Here is a 17736-nt window from a genome sequence, read left to right as displayed (position 1 = left end):
ATATAGAAATTCGAGGTATATGTAAAGCCTAATTTAAAAGATTATTTTACCTTTGAGTATACACAAGTATCTCGAAGCTCTTCCCCATAAGCATCATAACTATCCTTGCGTAATATCCCCTCTAGCTGAAACCCTAGACGTTCTGCAATAGCACGACTCCGTATATTCTTTGTACACACTCGAATTTCTACACGATTTGCTTGCAATTGATTGAAGGCAAAGTTCGCTATTCCTTCTACAGCCTCTGTCATATACCCTTTCCCGCTATAACGAGAATCAATCCAATAGCCAATCTCAAATTTTCTTATCCCCCAATCAATACGATGCAACCCAGAGTTTGCGATTAATACACCTGTTTCCTTGTCAAAAACTAGTAGTCTTAAATCTTCTCTAGTTAAAAACTTCACGTGGGCCTCGCGAATATTGATCTCTGCATCTTCTTCACTTTCATCTCGATGTGCCCATGGCATCCACGGTTTTAATTCATTTAATGATGCCTTTTTTGAATTATATACCGCCTTTCCATCACCAGGTTTAGGCATACGAATCAGTAGCCTTTCTGTCTCAAATTCATTTGGAAAATCAATCAAAATCGGATTCATGCTGTTCCTCCTCAAAGATTGTAATAGGGTTGATTAATAGATATTAGTGCCTTTTTTACATGCTCTCGTAATTCTTCCTGTTTATTTATTACCTCTAAATGTAGGAAAAGACTTCTTAGGAATTGCTTAACATTGGTTCGTTGTATGAAAGGCTTCACTCCATCTTTAACAAAACTTTGTTGTAATTCGTTTGTAAGTTTGTCAATTTCCTCATATAAGAATGTGTCATCTAAACCTCTTTGCAATAAGGATATCATCGGAATAACCATTCGTTCATCCTCTTCAAACAGGAAGTAATCTTGGTCAAAACTCATTTTTTCAATTATAAGTAGGGCAATTTCTCTAAATCTCTCTTCTTTTAGTTGAGGTTGTTTGACGAGCTCATCTAGTGTATCAGCAATATGAGCTATACTATGCGCCCATCCTTTCCCTTCTACATACCCGCGAACATCTTCTTCCCGCTTCACATAATCCATTATTTTCGTAGCAACCTCATCCATCTCTTCATCTGCTATAAAGGAGTTTTTGACGTTTACAAATAGTAAGACTGCGATGATTAAAGAGGAGAAAGCCCTCTTGAATACTGCATCCTCTTCTCTCTTTTGATCTATTTTATAAAAGAGATGGTCGTCATCTAAGCAAATGTTTAATATTCTATTTAACTCCGGACGAGGATAGTATCCATTAATAATAAGATTGGATAGACTCGGGTAGATTAATGAATCTCTTAACTCCGAATCGGTATTTCCAATCTGTTCAAGCATCGCATTCGTTAGAGTGTAGATATCAACATTTCCAGGATGTTGAAAATTAGTATCCTTAAACATTTTTAGTATCGTTTTTAACTCATTTGCATTCATCTTTATCACCTGTTTTTATTATTTTGGTGCCACTATTTCAACTTTTATTCGATCAGGGTCCTCAAAGAAAACCGCATAATACCCCTCACCACCAGCATATGGATGTTTATTCTCATATAGAATCGTAACACCCTTCTCCTTTAATTGGTTGGTGACCTCATCAACATGCTTTCTAGAGTCAGCATAAAAGGCAAGATGATTCAATCCAACTCTTTTCCTGTGGTAGGGAACATCCAAGAAGCGTTCTTCTGCTTGTACAAAGACTATATAGGAGTCTGCAAGCTTCCAACTTCTCCCTTGTTTCCATGTTTGAAATTGTTCATAGCCCAATTCCTCTAGGAGCCACCCCCAAAATTCAATTGTCTTATCTAAGTCAGAAACATATATTTCGATATGATGTATGATTCCTCTCACAATCGTTTCCTCCAGTTTTACTTTAATCCTATATTATTCTATATCTTAATCCGAAAACCCTTTTTATTTCATGGAAAAGCGAATCGAAACTAATTCATGATCAACAAAAAAAGAGAGCCAACCGAAGTCAACTCTCTTCCCACCTAATGACCAGCAACATTCTCCAGCCCACCAGGTTTATTATAATTTGCAAGCTTATCAACTAATTTATTACTCTCGTCATTTAAGCCAACAACTTCTACTTTAATTCCATTTTGATGATATTTCTGTACAATCTTATCGATTGCTCCTACACCAGAATCATCCCAAATATGGGCATTAGCTAAATCTAATCTTATTACTTCTACATTTTCTTTATAGTTAAAGCTATCTACAAACTCCGTAACAGATGCAAAAAATAGCTGTCCTGAAACTCGGTAAATTTTCACCTTTGCATCGTTAGTAGCTAGTGTAGTAATTTTTACTTTAGAAATCTTAGCAGCAAAGAAGATTGCACTTAAGATAATACCAACCAAAACACCTTTCGATAAATCATGTGTAAATAATACCGTGACAACAGTAGCCACCATAACAATGGTATCGGTAACTGGTGTTTTACGCATATTTTTAATAGAAGACCAATCAAAAGTACTAATGGATACCATGAACATAATACCTACTAATACTGCCATTGGAATTTGAACTAACAGTCCATTAAATACTAAGATTAGCATCATTAAAAATGCACCGGCAACAAAAGCAGATAACCTGCCACGCCCTCCGGATTTCACATTAATAACAGACTGACCAATCATCGCACAACCTGCCATACCACCAAATAAACCGGAAACAATATTTGCGATACCTTGCCCTCTTGCTTCTTTATTCTTATCACTTTTCGTATCGGTAATATCATCTACAATCGATGCTGTTAGTAGCGATTCTACTAACCCAACGATAGCGATAGATAATGCATACGGGAAGATAATTTGTAAGGTTTCAAAGTTAAGTGGAATATCTGGGAATAAGAAGATTGGTAACGATTGGGTTAACTCTCCCATATCTCCTACTGTTTTAACACCACTTCCAGTAAAGATTGCTATCGCTGTGATTACAACTATAGCAACTAAAGGAGCCGGAATCACTTTAACAAATCTTGGTAAAATATAGATGATTGCTAGTGCTCCCGCAAGCATCGCATACATTTCCCAATTCGCTCCCGAAAAATGCTCAAGCTGTGCCATAAAAATCATAATTGCAAGTGCATTAACAAAGCCAATCATTACCGAGCGAGGAACAAATTTCATAAGTCGGCCAAGTTTTAATACACCCATTACAATTTGGATAATACCAGTAAGAATTGTAGCTGCTAATAGATATTGCAATCCATGCTCCGCAACCAACGTAACCATTAATAAAGCCGTAGCACCTGTTGCAGCAGAAATCATACCCGGACGTCCACCAACAAAGGCAATGGTTACTGCAATTGCGAATGATGCGTACAATCCAATCATCGGATCTACACCAGCAATAACAGAGAACGCAATTGCCTCTGGGATTAAAGCAATCGCTACAACGATACCAGCTAAAATATCTCCTCTGATATTTCCAAACCATTCATTTTTTAATGTTGCTAAATTCATTTACCCACCTCTTTTTAGTTTTAGATGACTTTCGACTCTCACGAAAGTCGGGACCGTAGCAAACAAATGTATTATAACGGGATATGATAGTTTTGTGAAACACGAAAGAAAACGTAAACATTTGTCGTTTCCTTGTTTTTTCTTTAATTCTCTAAATTTTAGACCCACATATGCTATAATGAGAAATAATTTTAGTAAATAATGGTTAGGTATTACTAGATTGGTAGAGGAGGAGTCCCATGTTCAAAAAAATTCTTTATGCAGCTGATGGATCAGAACATTCCTTACGTGCAGGTGAAAAAGCATTCGAATTGGCTAAGCTAAGTACCAAAGCAAAAGTAGATATTATATATATTGTGGATCCAAAGCACTCGAAAGATGATGTCTTAAGTAACTGGGGAAAAGATGCGGAAGATGCAAGAAAAGAAAAACTTGCCTTTATCATTCAAAAAGCGAAAAAATCTGGAATTGAATTTGAAGTCATTTTCCTTAATGGTGATCCTGGCCCTACCATTGTCGAACATGCAAATAAACATGATTATGACCTGATTGTTCTTGGAAGTCGTGGACTAAATAAATTTCAAGAAATGATGTTAGGTAGTGTTAGTCATAAGGTAGCTAAACGAGCTGTTAGTCCTGTACTAATTGTTAAGTAAACTAATTAACTCCCATGATTGGGAGTTTTTTATTTCTGCTTGCATATCTTAAATCCAAGTTGTTTGGTATGATTAAAAAACAACAGAATAAATGAGGTGAAATTTCATGTCTGAAAAAATATATATAATCCACGAGAATAGTGAGTGGACAGATCATCTTACAAAACGATTAAATGAACTAGATTTACCCTATGAGGAATGGTTTTTGGATAAAGGTACTGTAGACTTATCCACTGTTCCGCCTGAAGGAGTTTTTTATAATCGAATAAGTGCCTCGTCGCATACTAGAGACCATCGTTTTGCCCCAGAATTAACAGAGGCGGTATTAGCATGGTTAGAACTGCATGGTAGAAAAGTCTATAATGGAAGTCGTGCATTAAGGCTTGAAGTCAGTAAAGTAAATCAATATACAGCTCTACATGCGGCACAAATTCGCACACCTAAAACGATTGCAGCAGTCGGCAAGGAAGAGATTATAAAAGCTGCTAGAAGGTTGAATTTACCTTCTTTTATTACAAAACATAATCGGGCTGGTAAAGGTTTGGGTGTTCAGCTATTCCATTCCATAGAAGCATTAGAGAGTTATGTAAATGGTCCAACCTTTGAACCTTCTGTTGACGGTATCACTTTAATTCAAGAATATATTCAAGCACCGGAGCCTTATATCACTCGCTGTGAATTTGTCGGTGGGAAGTTCGTATACGCTGTTCGTGTAGATACTTCAGAAGGGTTTGAACTTTGTCCTGCAGATGCTTGTACGATTGAAGATATGTTTTGTCCAATTGGTGAGGAAGTTGATGAAAAGCCTAAATTTGAAATCATCGAGGGATTTAATGATCCAATAATAGAGAAATATGAACGATTTCTTCAGGTTAATAAGATTGATATTGCCGGAATTGAATTTATTCAGAATCAGGACGGTGAGATTTTCACTTATGATGTGAACACGAATACGAATTATAATTCCGATGCAGAAGCAAAGGCAGGAATTTATGGGATGCTGGAGCTGGCTAAATTTCTTGGTAGTAGGCTGAATGTGCCACTGAGGTAATATAATGAACAGAGCCTGATTGGGGTTTACCATCAGGCTCTGTTATTACTGTTCCAATAGAAACTCAATCTACCTTACTTGTCTTAACCCTCTGTCTAGCTACCACATAAAGCATAATCGTTAACAAAAGAGTGACAGGAATTCCTTGCCACCATTCTCTTCCATTTTGAAACAGAATTGCCTCTAGTGGCAGTAAATACTGAAACGGATTAAACCAAGTTAGCGGACTCCATGAGACAATTGCGGTCATCCCATAACCTACAGCTAATAATCCTAGGACAGTAAAGAGTGTTGCTAATGTATGCTTGAAAAGCAAACTAAACAATATACATAGAGAAATTATCATGAATATACTCAACGAAACCAAAATAATTCCTAATTGCATATACTCCGCAATGGTTATGAATTGAAATGCGTTATTGACTTCGATTACAATCGGATAGTTAAAAAAGCCTTGATATCCAAAGATATACCCAATCACTGAAGTTGTAGCTAACAGAAATATAGTTGTTATGAGATAAAGAATAATGGAACTTAAGAATTTACTCGTAATAATATGCGTTCGTTTCAATGGTTGGGTAAACAATAGGTTAATCGAACGATTCTCAAACTCCGATGACATAATTTCTCCCACTAATAAAATTATAATAAGAATTGCGCCCAAACTAAGGAAAAGATCTACCACTTGTTTGATAAAATTCGGCAATGCCCTACTATAGGTTTCATGTTCAGGTGGGATATTCAATTCGAGCAGTTTTTCATTTAATGCTAAGGAATAAGAGATCTCCTGAAACGTTAACGAGTGTTCCCCACCTTTTTCTTTATACTCTTCTGCAGTCGCATAGTACTCATTTTGTAGTCTTAGTCTTTCTTGAAATTGGTTAGGTTCTAGTAAATTCCTTGTTTCATACAAATTATTAATCATAGCGCTATTTAAACGCCTGAGTTCCTTTTCCTCTTCATTCTCTGGATCATCGTCAAGAACAGCTTGGTGTATCTTTGAATTGGCAAAATTAATCTCCAACAAATCATCTACCTGTTCTCTAGCCTCTTTTTCAATAGACGATTCAAATATTATATTACGGCCCATAAGAAAAGCTACACCAATAACAATACCAATTAAGATATATAAGAATTTTTTACTAAACAAAATCTTATTCAACTCAAATGACAACAATCTCATGGGGATAACTCCTCTTCAAACAGTTCACGATATCGTTTTTCAGCACCTACTTTTTGTACTTCAATATCTGTAATCGTGATATCATTTTCATTCAATGAATCAATAAAGCTCTGTAAGTCAATGTCGGTTTCTTCAAATCCCACTTGGTATTCGTCCGTTACAGAGAATGGTATACTTTTATCGTTTAGAACCTTTTGAGCTTTCCCGATATCATTTATAGTAATTAGGTACTTTTTCGCGGAAATATCTTGTAGGGATTCCTTTAGCAGTGCCCCATCTTTCATAAAGTAAATCGTATTCGTCAAGCGATCAATTTCATCTAGATTATGGGAGGAAACAATAATCGTAGTTCCTTCCTGGTATAACTCTAATAAAATATTACGCATATTAATCGCACTCGTTGGATCTAGTCCATTTAATGGCTCATCCATTAATAAAAGCTTTGGTTCATTGATAATAACCATGGCAAGCAACAGATGCTGCTTCATACCGAGAGAATAATTACGAACGCGCTTTTTCATATACTTTTCCATTCCAACGCGCTCCGCTACCTCTTTAATCTTTGAAAATGGTATTTTTTGTACACTACAAACAAATTTTAAATGATCATAGCCTGTTAGATTTCCATAGAGGATACGGTTATCCTGTAAATAGGATACTTTATAGAAAAGGGAAGCATCAGTATGTTTTTTACCTAATAACCTTACTTTGCCTTCTTGAAAGGAAAGTAGATTCGTCATACAGTTCAATAAAGTAGTTTTCCCTGAACCATTTGGACCTACCAAAGCGATAATTTGTGGTGTCTCTACTTGTATATCGATACCTTTAAGAACCATTTGCTTTTTATATCGTTTCTTTAAATTACTTACTTCTATAATCACATCACCACTCCCCTTTCCTAATTACCCTTTTTAGATTGAACAAAAGATATAATGTATGTGACAACTAACAAAACAAGACTAGCAATACCTAACGAAATTATTCCATTCGTGTAAGTGAGATTAAAGTTATCCAAGGTTAATGCTAATTCATTTGTTACTACTTCAAAAACGGAGAAATATTGAAAAGGGATATAGTGTGCAATGCTGGAAGTGACTAACCCCCCACTCATTTTCATTCCAATAAATAACAACCCAAGGGTAAGTCCCATTGCCACTAATACACGTTTAGTCAATATGGAAAATAGGAATAGAATCGTGTAAGAGAATAATAGAATTAACATAAATAAGAATGTCGCTTTAATTAGCACCTCTCCCATCCCCATAAGTGTGAACGTCCTATCCTCACCATAGATTAATACTGGATAGTCCCAATCACCAAGTCGATCAAAAATACTTCCAACTATTAATGAAAAGATAACCGCACACAAAAGTAGCAATAAACTAGTTAAAATGACAGTTAGATATTTACTGGCCAATATTTGATATTGTTTAATTGGTTGTGTTCGTAATAAATGAATAGGCCCATTTCTGCCAAGACCTTCCTTCGTAATAATGTCGCCAAACAAGAAAAGGAAGAAAACTGCACCAATAAAACTGAACAATAAACCAAACAGACGGAATAAGTAATGGATACTGGCTGATGAATATTTATTGCTATTTTCTTTTATATAATTCATTATTTTTTCCGCCTCAGCTGCACTAGTACTATTAACCTCCCGATCGTATAAAGTCACATAAGAATAATACTTATCCCATGGTAATAAAGGAACAATATCTTTCTCTTGCATCCACTTACTCATTGCTACATACGTTTCTAACGTAAACAATGTTGGATGACTATATGTATGTGTTTGGTTTTCATATCGCATCCGTCCAATATCTGGCTCGGTCTGATCAATCTCTTTTTGCAGGAAGGCATCCCAATTATGTTCTTCTAATAATCTTAATTCTATTTGCCTTTCCTCTAACCAGTTCTCATTAAACTCTAATGTTCCTTCTATTTCCTCTATTTCCGTATCTTCTGCTGATTCTAAAGCCAATTTATTTTCCTCAATAGTTAATTCCGTTCGTTGAATGTCTTCCTTTATTGGTTTTATCTCATCCTCAACACGTGTTGTATTCATATAAATAAACACATAATAGGCTATAGAAAATATGAGTAATGCCACCAGAAGTATCCGAAAAAATGTAGTATTCCACATCTTCTTTACCTCAAATAAGATTAACTTGGACAAAATTACACCCCCTCGTTTTATCTATTTACCGTACACTGATACTAAACACATAGTAAGCCTGCCCCACTAATTCCCCATCCCATTGTAGTTTCAAAGAATAATAATATCTCCCTGTTTCCATAGGAGCTAGGATTTGTCTATTGTTGATTTCCACTTCCTTCTCTTCACCCAATCTAACTTGTGTTAAATCAATGATATCAGGATAAAATATGTGATCTGGAACATCTGGTTCATCGGTAGATATCGAAATATTAATAACCTCATCTGGTTCCACTAGTAACGGTTGCATCCCATATAACTGCTCCTCTAGCGGATTTGGTTCCAACGAACAAAGGCTTTCTTCTTTCCAACACCAAACATCAAGAGCAACATATGTTGATTTATCACCGCTATGTACCTGTACACTTGGCGGTTTACTTACTGCGTTATTTTCTTTGGTTTCAGTTTCACCTTCCTTGGTATTAGTTGACTGAGGTACTTCTTCTTCCTTTAAACCTATCAATGCTGGATTCTCCGCACATCCCACTAACAGTAGTACTAATAAAATATGGGCATAAATAAAGTAATTTTTCACATCAAAAATCTCCTAACTTATAAAGGATATAAACTCAGTTAAAATGTCAACTTCATATTCGCTATAAACAGCGCTAATTAACGAACATTAATACCAATAGCAAAATAAACTTGACGTACTAATTCTCCATCCCACTGAAATTTAAGGACTTGACCAGTATAAACGACTCACTTTAACAGAATTGTAACACTAATTTAATATTTTGAATATTGATATTTCCAAGTTTGAATATAACCCTTTAATTTAGGCCACGTGATAAAATGGTAAGGAATTATATTCCTACTATATAGGTACATTAAAAAGGAACTCACATAAGGAAGTGATTACTTGATTCAAGCTGCCATTAAATTTCACGACGTCAATTATTCCGCAGATGGTCTACATATTTTAAAAAACATCACAGGATCCTTCCCCGAAGGTAAAATCACAACTCTAGTTGGTCCTTCGGGCGCAGGAAAGTCCACTCTTTTTAAACTATGTAACGGGTTACGTTCCCCTGATTCAGGTGAAATCTTAATCAAAGGAAAACCAATTGAAGAGTATAATCCAGTAGAGTTACGTAGAAATGTGGGCATTGCCCTACAAAGTGCAACGATGGTTAAAGGGAGTGTATTAGAAAACCTAGACCTCCCACTAACATTACAAGGTAAGAGTATTGACTTAGATGATGCAAAGGAGTTACTTCATGACGTCGGATTAGCAGATAACATATTAGAGCGAAACGCAAAGGATCTCTCCGGCGGGCAAAGACAGAAGCTTTCTATAGCACGGACATTAGTAAATAAACCAAAAGTATTATTATTAGACGAAATTACTTCATCACTCGACCGAGTATCACAACATGACATCGAGGAACTGATAGAAAAAATTAATGAAAAATATGGGACAACGATGATTTGGATTACCCATAATCTAGACCAAGCTTTAAGAATCGGTCACTGTACTTGGGTGATGATGAATGGAGAACTAATTGAATCAGGTGACAGTTCACTTTTAATGAATCCAAACGACAAGCGTGTCCAAGATTTTGTAAAGGGGGAAATAGAATGAGCTATCTCACACTATCACTGACACTTATTTTCGTTCTTATCCCGCTTATTCTATCTCGGACATTAAAACTGGGGTTAGAAAAAGATACCCTAATTGCAACAATTCGATCCATTATTCAATTATTAGCAGTTGGTTATGTCCTACAATATGTATTTGAAGTGGATAATATTATTTTCATTGTTCTTATGATTCTACTCATGATAGGAGCGGCAACCCAGAACGCGAGGAAAAAAGGCGCAACCATCCATGGAATTACCTGGAAACTTATTGTGACATTTGTCTTTATCGAAGTATTAACGCAAAGCATCTTGTTAGGGTTCCAAATTGTCCCACCAACACCACAGTATATAATTCCAATTAGTGGAATGGTAATCGGGAATTCGATGGTGCTTGGTATTCTATTTTTAAATCGCTTTACAGCAGAAGTAGAAAGTCGCCAAGACGAAACAGAACTCATTCTAACCTTGGGCGGCACCCCAAAACAAGCCATTCATACACAATTAATCACATCGATTAAAGCAAGTACGATTCCAACTATTGAAAGTCAAAAGACAATTGGTCTAGTACAGTTGCCAGGGATGATGAGTGGACAAATTATCGCTGGGGCTGACCCGGTCCAAGCAGTGCAATTTCAACTTTTAATCCTATTTATACTATTAACAACAGCAGTTGTAACCAGTATTATGTTAGGGTTTTTATCCTACCCTACTTTATTTAATAATCGAATGCAGTTTTTAAAACTAAAAAGTTAATGGTAAGGGAGTCTCAAAATAGACAGAGATTCCCTTTTTCCAATAGAATGAAAGTAACAAATATAGGAGGTCATGAAATTGTCAAAGAAAGTTCGCATAGGTAAAACAGATTTAGTTGTGAATCCAATCGGTCTCGGAGCAAATGCAATTGGTGGGCATAATCTTTACCCAGGAATCGATGAGCAAGTGAATAGAGAGTTATTGAAAACAGCGATCAATGAAGGATTAGATTTTATTGATACGGCATTTACATATGGGATGGGGCGTTCCGAGGAAATTATTGGTGAAGTAGTAAAGGAAATGAGGAAACGCCAAGACCTTATTATTGCTACGAAAGGAACCCAAAAATTTGTTAATAGTGAGAAACTAATCGATAACTCCCCAGAATACCTTCGTGAGACTGTTGACGCGAGCCTAAAAAGACTTCAAACAGACTATATTGACCTATTCTATATACATTACCCGGATGAGAACACACCGAAATATGAAGCAGTGGGTGCTTTAAAAGAACTTAAAGATGCAGGGAAAATTCGAGCAATTGGTGTATCTAACTTTTCACCAGAGCAACTAAAAGAAGCGAACCAGGATGGCTATGTGGATGTCTTACAGGGTCATTACAATCTGTTAAACCGTCAGGCAGAACAAGATTATTTCCCTTATACTATAAAAAACCATATTTCATTTGTCCCATACTTCCCATTTGCTTCCGGTCTACTTGCTGGAAAGTATTCAAAGGATACCCAGTTTAACGATTTCCGTTCTAATATGCCACAATTTCAAGGGGAAGCATTTGAGGAGAATCTTGCAAAAGTAGAAAGGTTACGCAGCATTGCTAACGAAAAACAAACAGAAGTATCTAATCTTGTATTAGCATGGTATTTAGCCCATGATGCCATTGATACAGTTATCCCAGGAGCAAAGAAGCCTGAACAAGTAATCCGTAATCTAAAAACTCTAGAGGTTCCATTAAATAAAGTAGAATTCGATGAGATTAGTAAGATATTTTCATAAGAGGGGGAAATCTCCCTCTTTTTTTAATGCTAATTATAGTGGTAAATGTCCATGCTAGTAGTAGTCATTTGACAAATGGTCCTAGATTTATTAATATATATTTAATTAAAGATATTTAAATTCATAATAAATAAATTAATTATAAGAAGGTGTAAAAATGAGCGAGAATCTTTCCCTAAAAGCATTCGTCGTTCTGATGAAGGCCTCGAAGTCACTCCAAGAGGTAATCAAAGATGACATAAGTAACCACGGAATGCGTACATCTGATTTTGAAATTTTAGAAGCGCTATATCATAAAGGTAGACTTACGGTTAGAGAAGTATCGGAAGCTGTATTAATTAACACAGGTTCCATAACTTATGTTATCGATAAATTGGAGAAAAAGGGGTTATTAGAAAGAAGTAATTGCAAGGATGACAGACGTGTCGTGTATATCCAAATTACAGACGAAGGGAAAAAGCTAATGAATACAATCTTCCCTGCACATCAACGTGTTATTGAGGAATTATTTGACGGGATCTCAGAGGAAGACAAGCAGACAGTAGTAAACGTATTAAAGCAAGTGGGAAGAAAAGCATCTAAAGATAAAGATGGAAAGTAAGTTATTAGAAGAAATGCCCTATTAGAAAGGACGGATACAATGAGACATATTTTTCAACAAGGAACCAATCCAGATAAACCAACATTATTATTGTTACATGGGACAGGAGGGACGGAACAAGACCTACTTCCACTAGCAGAAATCATAGATAAAGAAGCAAACGTTCTAAGTGTACGAGGGAATGTATTAGAAAACGGTATGCCACGATACTTTAAACGCTTAGCGGAAGGTGTTTTCGATGAAGAGGATTTAATTTTCCGCACACAAGAATTAAATGAGTTCTTAGATGAAGCTGCAGTGAAATATGAGTTTGACCGTAATAATATTGTTGCAGTAGGTTATTCGAATGGAGCAAACATCGCCGCTAGCTTAATGTTCCACTACCAAGATGCATTAAGAGGGGCAAGTCTTCACCATCCAATGGTGCCTAGAAGAGGAATTGAATTGCCAGATTTAACCGGTACACACGCATTTATTTCAGCTGGAACAAACGATCCAATATGTCCTGCTCAAGAATCTGAGGACTTGAAAGAATTACTGGAAAATGCTGGTGCTAATGTTAAGATACATTGGGAAGACAGAGGTCATCAGTTAACCATTAGTGAGGTAAGAGCTGCTGCTGCTTGGTATCAAGGGCTATAAGTACGAAATGCTCCCTGTTATGGGGAGCATTTTTAATTTCGAACTATAATATACACCATATATATTATATAGATAAAGGCTAAAATAAAACCTTCTTTCTTTCCAACAGTGTAGTGGGTTCTGGAAAATAGTAATAATATGAATGTCAAAACAATCATTAATATAACATCTAAGAACACCTTATCGTTTATTGGTAAAGGTGAGATTATCGATGAGGCACCTAATACAAATAGGATGTTAAAAATATTACTCCCTACTATATTTCCTAAGGCAATTTCACTTTCTTTTCGCAATGCTGCCGTAATTGATGTTACCAGTTCTGGTAGTGATGTACCAATTGCAATAATTGTCAATCCTACTAATGTTTCACTCATCCCAAGGGTGTACGCAATCTCTGTACCATTATCAACTACCATATCCCCACCAAGCACAATGGCCCCAAGACCTATTAAAGTTAAGAAGGTATTTCTTCCCCATGTAATATCTTTTGGAATTTCAACTGATAAACTTTCTTTTCGACTTTTTAGTCCAATTTCAATGACATAATACATAAAAACAGAAAAGAACAGTAGGAAAATTAACCCATCGCTTCGTGTTAATAAATTGGAACCAAAGCCCTGTAATACAATATCACTTATTAAGATAAGTAATGCCCCGCTAGCTAATAATGTGAAAGGAATTTCCTTCCTAATGGTTTCTGACTGAACCACTAAAGGGAAGATAAATGCAGCTACACCAACAACCAGAGTCAAATTAAAAATGTTACTCCCCACTACGTTACCTAAGGATACATCTGCATTTCCTTCTATGGCAGCAATGATGCTTACCGTTGCTTCTGGAGCACTTGTTCCAAAGGCAACAATAGTTAATCCTATTAATATGGGTGGTACTCTTAGAAGTCTAGCTAAATTTGAAGAACCTGCGACAAATAAATCTGCTCCCTTAATCAACAAAAGAAACCCTATAAGTAATAATATATATACCAACTGCTAATCCCCTCCGTTATAAGGTAGTATACCCCAAAGATTTTTCACTTATAAAAGTGAACTTAATTAATGGAGTTATTGCTCCTCCACTGAGAAGGGGGGTTAGAGTATTCAACTTTTTTATCATTTATCTCTCAATCTATAAAAATAAAGGCTGTCATAAATTGACAGCCCTCATTCTTTCTATACTTTTAGCTTTTGTTTACTTGTTTCCCTACGCAGTATGGGTGCAACCTCTGTAGCCAATAATTCGATTGTTTCTGCTACATTCTTAAAGGGCACTCCACCGATATCTGTTTGCAACATAAAACGGGAATGACCATAAAGTTCATGTTGATATAGTACCTTTTCAATTACTTCCTGTGGACTACCAATAAACATAACACTCTCTGGACCAGTCATCTGTTCAAAAACTTCACGAGGCAAGATACCAGATCTCATCCCTCGTTGTTCTTGGATTAACTTGAGATAATGCGCATAATAAGGATAAAACTCATCCCTTGCTTGCTCCATCGAATTTGCAATATACCCATGTCCTGTGACAGTAATCTTTAGTTGTCCATCTGTAAATCCAGCATGGTAGCCCGCTTCTCGATATGCATCAATTAATGGTAGAAAACGTTCATGTGTACCACCAATCATAGCAATCGCTAGTCCTGTTCCATATCTACCAGCTCTTCTAGCGCTTGAAGGTGTTCCTCCTACTCCAACGGAAATCGGTAGTTGTGCTTGTTCTGGTCTTGGAGCTATTTCAGCATTGTTTAATGCTGAACGATGCTTTCCACTCCAAGTTACACGTTCCCTTTTATTTAATTCCATCAATAATTGTAGATGCTCCTCAAATAATGCATCATAATCATTGAAATCATAACCAAATAACGGGAAGGACTCCACAAAGGCACCACGTCCAGCAGTTATTTCTGCTCTACCTCCAGAAATTAAATCTAGAGTAGCAAAGTCCTCAAATAAACGCACAGGATCCGTTGTGTTTAGTACCGTTGTCGTACTGGTAAGCTTTATATTATTAGTAGCTTGTGCTATTGCCGATAATACCATTTGTGGCGAGGAGACTGCATAATCTAATCGATGATGCTCCCCTACCCCAAAAACATCCAAACCTGCTTCATCTGCAAGTTTTGCCGCTTCAATTATTTCATGAATACGGCCGCCCGCACTAATTGTTTTTCCAGTTATCGGATTCTTGGCTATATCTGCAAGTGTATAAATCCCAATTTCAAATGGTTGATTTGTCTGTATTGTATTCATCGATGTTCCCCCAACAGTCTACCAGATCAATTATTAACGCGAAGTTGAATGGTATTTCCAGCAGGATCTTTTACTACATAGTAATTACCTTCTGCAACAACTTCTGCGCCAACTTTACGAAGACTTTCGATGCTTTCCTGTCTAGTCTCTTCATCAGCTAACACTAATGTAAACCAGTTTAGACCGACACTATTGTCTAGGGGAGCAGGTGCACCTACACCATTCCAAACATTTAAACCTAAATGATGATGATAGCCCCCAGTAGAAGCGAATAGCGCTCCAGGATATCTAGTTACAATATCAAATCCAAGGCCATTAACATAGAAGTTCTCTGTTTCTTCTAAATCAGCAACATGTAAATGGATATGTCCCATAACAGTATCTTTTGGTAGTCCATCCCAAACCTTATCACTCTCAGCTAAAAGTCCTTGAGCATCTAAAGCAACTGTTGCCATTTCAACATTACCATTATCCCAAGTCCAACTAGTAGCTGGTTTATCAGCAGCCACTTCAATTCCATTACCATCTGGATCATCGAAGTAAAGTGCCTCACTTACATAGTGATCAGATGCACCTAAACGTAATGTTTGTCCTTCTGTTTGCACTAAATGTTGTAGGAAATTAGCTAAGTCTGCTCTTCTAGGAAGTAAAATAGCAAAGTGGTAAAGTCCTGTTGTTCTACCTTGTTTTGGTTTTACATTTTCAGGTTGTTCCAAGATTAGAATTGGTTGAACACCATCAGCAGATAAAGCTACCTTACGCTCTGATTGTTCTAAAATTTGAAACCCAAATACTCGTTGATAGAAATCTAATGAGTTCTTTAAATTGGTTACATTTATATTCACTTCACCAACATATGTTGTAGGTTTTTGAAAGAATTTCTTTTCCATTTGATTAACTCCTCTATGATTAATTTGTTACTATTTTAAACTTAGTTACTTAATGTAATTTTAATGGTGTCTGTAGAATTTGTCAAGAATCATTAAGCTTCAAGTTACCATTATTCTCTTCGTATTTCGTTATATTATTTGTCAAAAGCCATACTATCTTAAAGGAAATAAAATACCTCTTTATATTTTCAAAAATCTATACTATACTAGATAAGTTGCTTGCAAGACGTGGTTCGAGACCATCCCACGTAAAAAAACTAAGGGAGAGATTAATATGAAAGCAAGAACATTAGTGGTGAATGCATTGATTGCGGCGTTATATATCGCTGTATCTGCCCTCATCGTTCCATTCGGATTTACTAACGTACAGTTCCGTATTTCCGAAGTTTTTAACCATCTTATTGTATTCAATAAGAAATACTTCTTCGGTATTGTAATAGGTGTTTTTCTATACAACCTATTATTCTCACCACTAGGTTGGTATGACCTCGTATTCGGTATTGCACATTCCGCAATATCACTTGGAATTATTATTCTTTTGAGTAAATATATTAAGAACATCATGGTACTCTTAGCAGCCAATACACTAGTGTTTACGTTCAATATGTTCATTATCGCGTTTGAGCTAAACCTAGCCCTAGAACTTCCATTCTTATTTACTTGGCTAACTACTGCCGCTGGGGAACTTGCTGTATTAGCAGTGGGTATACCAATTATTTATGCTCTTAATAAACGATTGAATTTTGATAAGATGATTTAAACAATAAAAAGAACCTTCACAGTACAATAAAGTCTGTGAAGGTTTTTCTTATTTAATACTATCTTGTAAAGCGTTCATTTCCTTATCTAACTGCTCCATCAACACATCCATACCTTCCTTTTTAGAAAGACCTTCTGGAAGATAAATTGGATCACCATAGATTAATCTTGGTTTAATTCGTTTAAATAAATCTTTAAAATTATTTGGCCCCACATAAGCTGCTGGCACAATTGGCACGTCCGCATGTGCTGCTATCGTTACCGCACCACGCTTAAGGGGAGCACCCTCACTAGAACGTGTACCACTAGGAAAAATTCCAACAACCTTTCCTTGCTTTAGAAGTTTCCTTGGTGTTTTAATTGCACTTGGCCCCGGATTTTCCCGATCCACCGGAAAAGCATGTAAACTTTCCATTAGCCATTTCAATAACCTCTTCTCAAATAACTCTTTTTTCGCCATATAGTGTATTTCTGTCGGCAGTGTTGCAATTCCTAACCATAAAATATCAACAAAACCCGTATGAGTACAGGCAATCACATAGCTACCTGACTTTGGTAATTTATCCTTTTGATAAACTTTAATTCTTCCAAAAAGGCTTAGAAAACCTTTAACTACATTAGCCGCGAATTTATACATTTGT

The 17736-nt window shown here is 36.2% G+C and carries 20 protein-coding genes and 1 riboswitch; of the genes, 8 read left to right on the top strand and 12 right to left on the bottom strand.

The annotated features are described in order from the left end of the window. Positions 1–41: 41 nt before the first annotated feature. From BN999_RS07580 to BN999_RS07565, 4 genes are all read right to left on the bottom strand, one after another. The gene (locus tag BN999_RS07580; protein ID WP_096270790.1) at positions 42–602 is read right to left on the bottom strand and encodes a GNAT family N-acetyltransferase; all 561 of its coding nucleotides are present in this window, start codon (positions 600–602) and stop codon (positions 42–44) included. A gap of 11 nt (positions 603–613) precedes the next feature. Next, entirely contained in the window at positions 614–1462 is an 849-nt protein-coding gene (locus tag BN999_RS07575; protein ID WP_096270789.1) for a DUF2785 domain-containing protein, read from the bottom strand. 18 nt (positions 1463–1480) lie between these two features. Beyond that, complete coding sequence (locus tag BN999_RS07570; protein ID WP_096270788.1) at positions 1481–1879, bottom strand: VOC family protein; 399 nt, start codon at positions 1877–1879, stop codon at positions 1481–1483. 140 nt (positions 1880–2019) lie between these two features. Beyond that, positions 2020–3498: a SulP family inorganic anion transporter gene (locus BN999_RS07565; protein ID WP_096270787.1), complete on the bottom strand. Its 1479-nt coding sequence runs from the start codon at positions 3496–3498 to the stop codon at positions 2020–2022. Between the two features lie 239 nt (positions 3499–3737). Between BN999_RS07565 and BN999_RS07560 the strand changes: the two genes are divergently transcribed. Both BN999_RS07560 and BN999_RS07555 read left to right on the top strand, forming a co-directional pair. Then, a complete protein-coding gene (locus BN999_RS07560; protein WP_096270786.1) occupies positions 3738–4154 on the top strand; it encodes a universal stress protein in 417 nt (138 codons plus the stop codon). 106 nt (positions 4155–4260) lie between these two features. Further along, a complete protein-coding gene (locus tag BN999_RS07555) occupies positions 4261–5205 on the top strand; it encodes an ATP-grasp domain-containing protein (protein ID WP_096270785.1) in 945 nt (314 codons plus the stop codon). Positions 5206–5269: 64 nt separating this feature from the next. Here BN999_RS07555 and BN999_RS07550 read toward each other — a convergent pair whose 3' ends face one another. The 4 genes from BN999_RS07550 to BN999_RS07535 are packed head-to-tail and all read right to left on the bottom strand — an operon-like array spanning position 5270 to position 9138. Next, positions 5270–6388 carry an ABC transporter permease gene (locus BN999_RS07550; RefSeq protein WP_096270784.1) on the bottom strand — a complete coding sequence of 373 codons (1119 nt, stop codon included), beginning with the start codon at positions 6386–6388 and terminating at the stop codon, positions 5270–5272. Then, entirely contained in the window at positions 6385–7269 is an 885-nt protein-coding gene (locus BN999_RS07545; protein ID WP_096270783.1) for an ABC transporter ATP-binding protein, read from the bottom strand. The genes BN999_RS07550 and BN999_RS07545 overlap by 4 nt, the downstream gene beginning before the upstream one ends. Positions 7270–7286: 17 nt before the next feature. Further along, positions 7287–8564: an ABC transporter permease gene (locus BN999_RS07540; protein ID WP_096270782.1), complete on the bottom strand. Its 1278-nt coding sequence runs from the start codon at positions 8562–8564 to the stop codon at positions 7287–7289. A 25-nt stretch (positions 8565–8589) separates the two neighbouring features. After that, the gene (locus BN999_RS07535; protein WP_096270781.1) at positions 8590–9138 is read right to left on the bottom strand and encodes a hypothetical protein; all 549 of its coding nucleotides are present in this window, start codon (positions 9136–9138) and stop codon (positions 8590–8592) included. Between the two features lie 327 nt (positions 9139–9465). On the opposite strand from BN999_RS07535, the gene BN999_RS07530 reads away from it, so the two are divergent. The 5 genes from BN999_RS07530 (at position 9466) to BN999_RS07510 (ending at position 13194) form a co-directional block, all read left to right on the top strand. After that, positions 9466–10188, top strand: coding sequence for an ABC transporter ATP-binding protein (locus BN999_RS07530; protein ID WP_096270780.1), 723 nt, complete (start codon positions 9466–9468; stop codon positions 10186–10188). Continuing rightward, on the top strand, positions 10185–10940 hold the full coding sequence (locus BN999_RS07525) for an ABC transporter permease (protein ID WP_096270779.1): 756 nt from the start codon (positions 10185–10187) through the stop codon (positions 10938–10940). Before BN999_RS07530 ends, BN999_RS07525 begins: the two co-directional genes overlap by 4 nt. A 78-nt stretch (positions 10941–11018) precedes the next feature. Next, positions 11019–11951, top strand: a complete 933-nt coding sequence (locus tag BN999_RS07520) for an aldo/keto reductase (RefSeq protein WP_096270778.1) — start codon at positions 11019–11021, stop codon at positions 11949–11951. A 157-nt stretch (positions 11952–12108) separates the two neighbouring features. Next, the gene (locus BN999_RS07515) at positions 12109–12552 is read left to right on the top strand and encodes a MarR family winged helix-turn-helix transcriptional regulator (protein WP_096270777.1); all 444 of its coding nucleotides are present in this window, start codon (positions 12109–12111) and stop codon (positions 12550–12552) included. Positions 12553–12591: 39 nt separating this feature from the next. Continuing rightward, positions 12592–13194, top strand: a complete 603-nt coding sequence (locus BN999_RS07510; RefSeq protein WP_096270776.1) for an alpha/beta hydrolase — start codon at positions 12592–12594, stop codon at positions 13192–13194. 32 nt (positions 13195–13226) lie between these two features. On the opposite strand, the gene BN999_RS07505 is transcribed toward BN999_RS07510, so the two are convergent. From BN999_RS07505 to BN999_RS07495, 3 genes are all read right to left on the bottom strand, one after another. Then, on the bottom strand, positions 13227–14180 hold the full coding sequence (locus BN999_RS07505; RefSeq protein WP_096270775.1) for a calcium/sodium antiporter: 954 nt from the start codon (positions 14178–14180) through the stop codon (positions 13227–13229). A 183-nt stretch (positions 14181–14363) separates the two neighbouring features. Then, positions 14364–15446 (bottom strand): LLM class flavin-dependent oxidoreductase, encoded by a 1083-nt coding sequence (locus BN999_RS07500; RefSeq protein WP_096270774.1) that lies wholly within the window; start codon positions 15444–15446, stop codon positions 14364–14366. 26 nt (positions 15447–15472) lie between these two features. Beyond that, the gene (locus BN999_RS07495; protein ID WP_096270773.1) at positions 15473–16336 is read right to left on the bottom strand and encodes a VOC family protein; all 864 of its coding nucleotides are present in this window, start codon (positions 16334–16336) and stop codon (positions 15473–15475) included. Between the two features lie 222 nt (positions 16337–16558). Continuing rightward, positions 16559–16603, top strand: a riboswitch (PreQ1 riboswitch). A gap of 7 nt (positions 16604–16610) precedes the next feature. Here BN999_RS07495 and BN999_RS07490 point away from each other — a divergent pair. After that, the gene (locus BN999_RS07490; protein ID WP_096270772.1) at positions 16611–17096 is read left to right on the top strand and encodes a QueT transporter family protein; all 486 of its coding nucleotides are present in this window, start codon (positions 16611–16613) and stop codon (positions 17094–17096) included. A 48-nt stretch (positions 17097–17144) separates the two neighbouring features. Here the strand turns inward: BN999_RS07490 and BN999_RS07485 are convergent, their stop codons facing one another. Continuing rightward, on the bottom strand, positions 17145–17732 hold the full coding sequence (locus BN999_RS07485) for a lysophospholipid acyltransferase family protein (RefSeq protein ID WP_096270771.1): 588 nt from the start codon (positions 17730–17732) through the stop codon (positions 17145–17147). Positions 17733–17736 lie beyond the last annotated feature (4 nt).

It is taken from the genome of Paucisalibacillus globulus (assembly GCF_900184735.1).
Classification (GTDB): domain Bacteria; phylum Bacillota; class Bacilli; order Bacillales; family Amphibacillaceae; genus Ornithinibacillus; species Ornithinibacillus globulus_B.
The sequence above is the reverse complement of the archived record's forward strand: the minus strand, read 5'-3'. Positions and strand labels throughout refer to the sequence as shown.

Excerpts from the sequence above, each read along its gene's own strand:
- BN999_RS07580 (WP_096270790.1), bottom strand. The coding sequence starts at position 602 with ATGAATCCGATTTTGATTGATTTTCCAAATGAATTTGAGACAGAAAGG.
- BN999_RS07575 (WP_096270789.1), bottom strand. The coding sequence starts at position 1,462 with ATGAATGCAAATGAGTTAAAAACGATACTAAAAATGTTTAAGGATACT.
- BN999_RS07565 (WP_096270787.1), bottom strand. The coding sequence starts at position 3,498 with ATGAATTTAGCAACATTAAAAAATGAATGGTTTGGAAATATCAGAGGA.
- BN999_RS07560 (WP_096270786.1), top strand. The coding sequence starts at position 3,738 with ATGTTCAAAAAAATTCTTTATGCAGCTGATGGATCAGAACATTCCTTA.
- BN999_RS07555 (WP_096270785.1), top strand. The coding sequence starts at position 4,261 with ATGTCTGAAAAAATATATATAATCCACGAGAATAGTGAGTGGACAGAT.
- BN999_RS07550 (WP_096270784.1), bottom strand. The coding sequence starts at position 6,388 with ATGAGATTGTTGTCATTTGAGTTGAATAAGATTTTGTTTAGTAAAAAA.
- BN999_RS07525 (WP_096270779.1), top strand. The coding sequence starts at position 10,185 with ATGAGCTATCTCACACTATCACTGACACTTATTTTCGTTCTTATCCCG.
- BN999_RS07515 (WP_096270777.1), top strand. The coding sequence starts at position 12,109 with ATGAGCGAGAATCTTTCCCTAAAAGCATTCGTCGTTCTGATGAAGGCC.
- BN999_RS07510 (WP_096270776.1), top strand. The coding sequence starts at position 12,592 with ATGAGACATATTTTTCAACAAGGAACCAATCCAGATAAACCAACATTA.
- BN999_RS07500 (WP_096270774.1), bottom strand. The coding sequence starts at position 15,446 with ATGAATACAATACAGACAAATCAACCATTTGAAATTGGGATTTATACA.
- BN999_RS07495 (WP_096270773.1), bottom strand. The coding sequence starts at position 16,336 with ATGGAAAAGAAATTCTTTCAAAAACCTACAACATATGTTGGTGAAGTG.
- BN999_RS07490 (WP_096270772.1), top strand. The coding sequence starts at position 16,611 with ATGAAAGCAAGAACATTAGTGGTGAATGCATTGATTGCGGCGTTATAT.
- BN999_RS07485 (WP_096270771.1), bottom strand. The coding sequence starts at position 17,732 with ATGTATAAATTCGCGGCTAATGTAGTTAAAGGTTTTCTAAGCCTTTTT.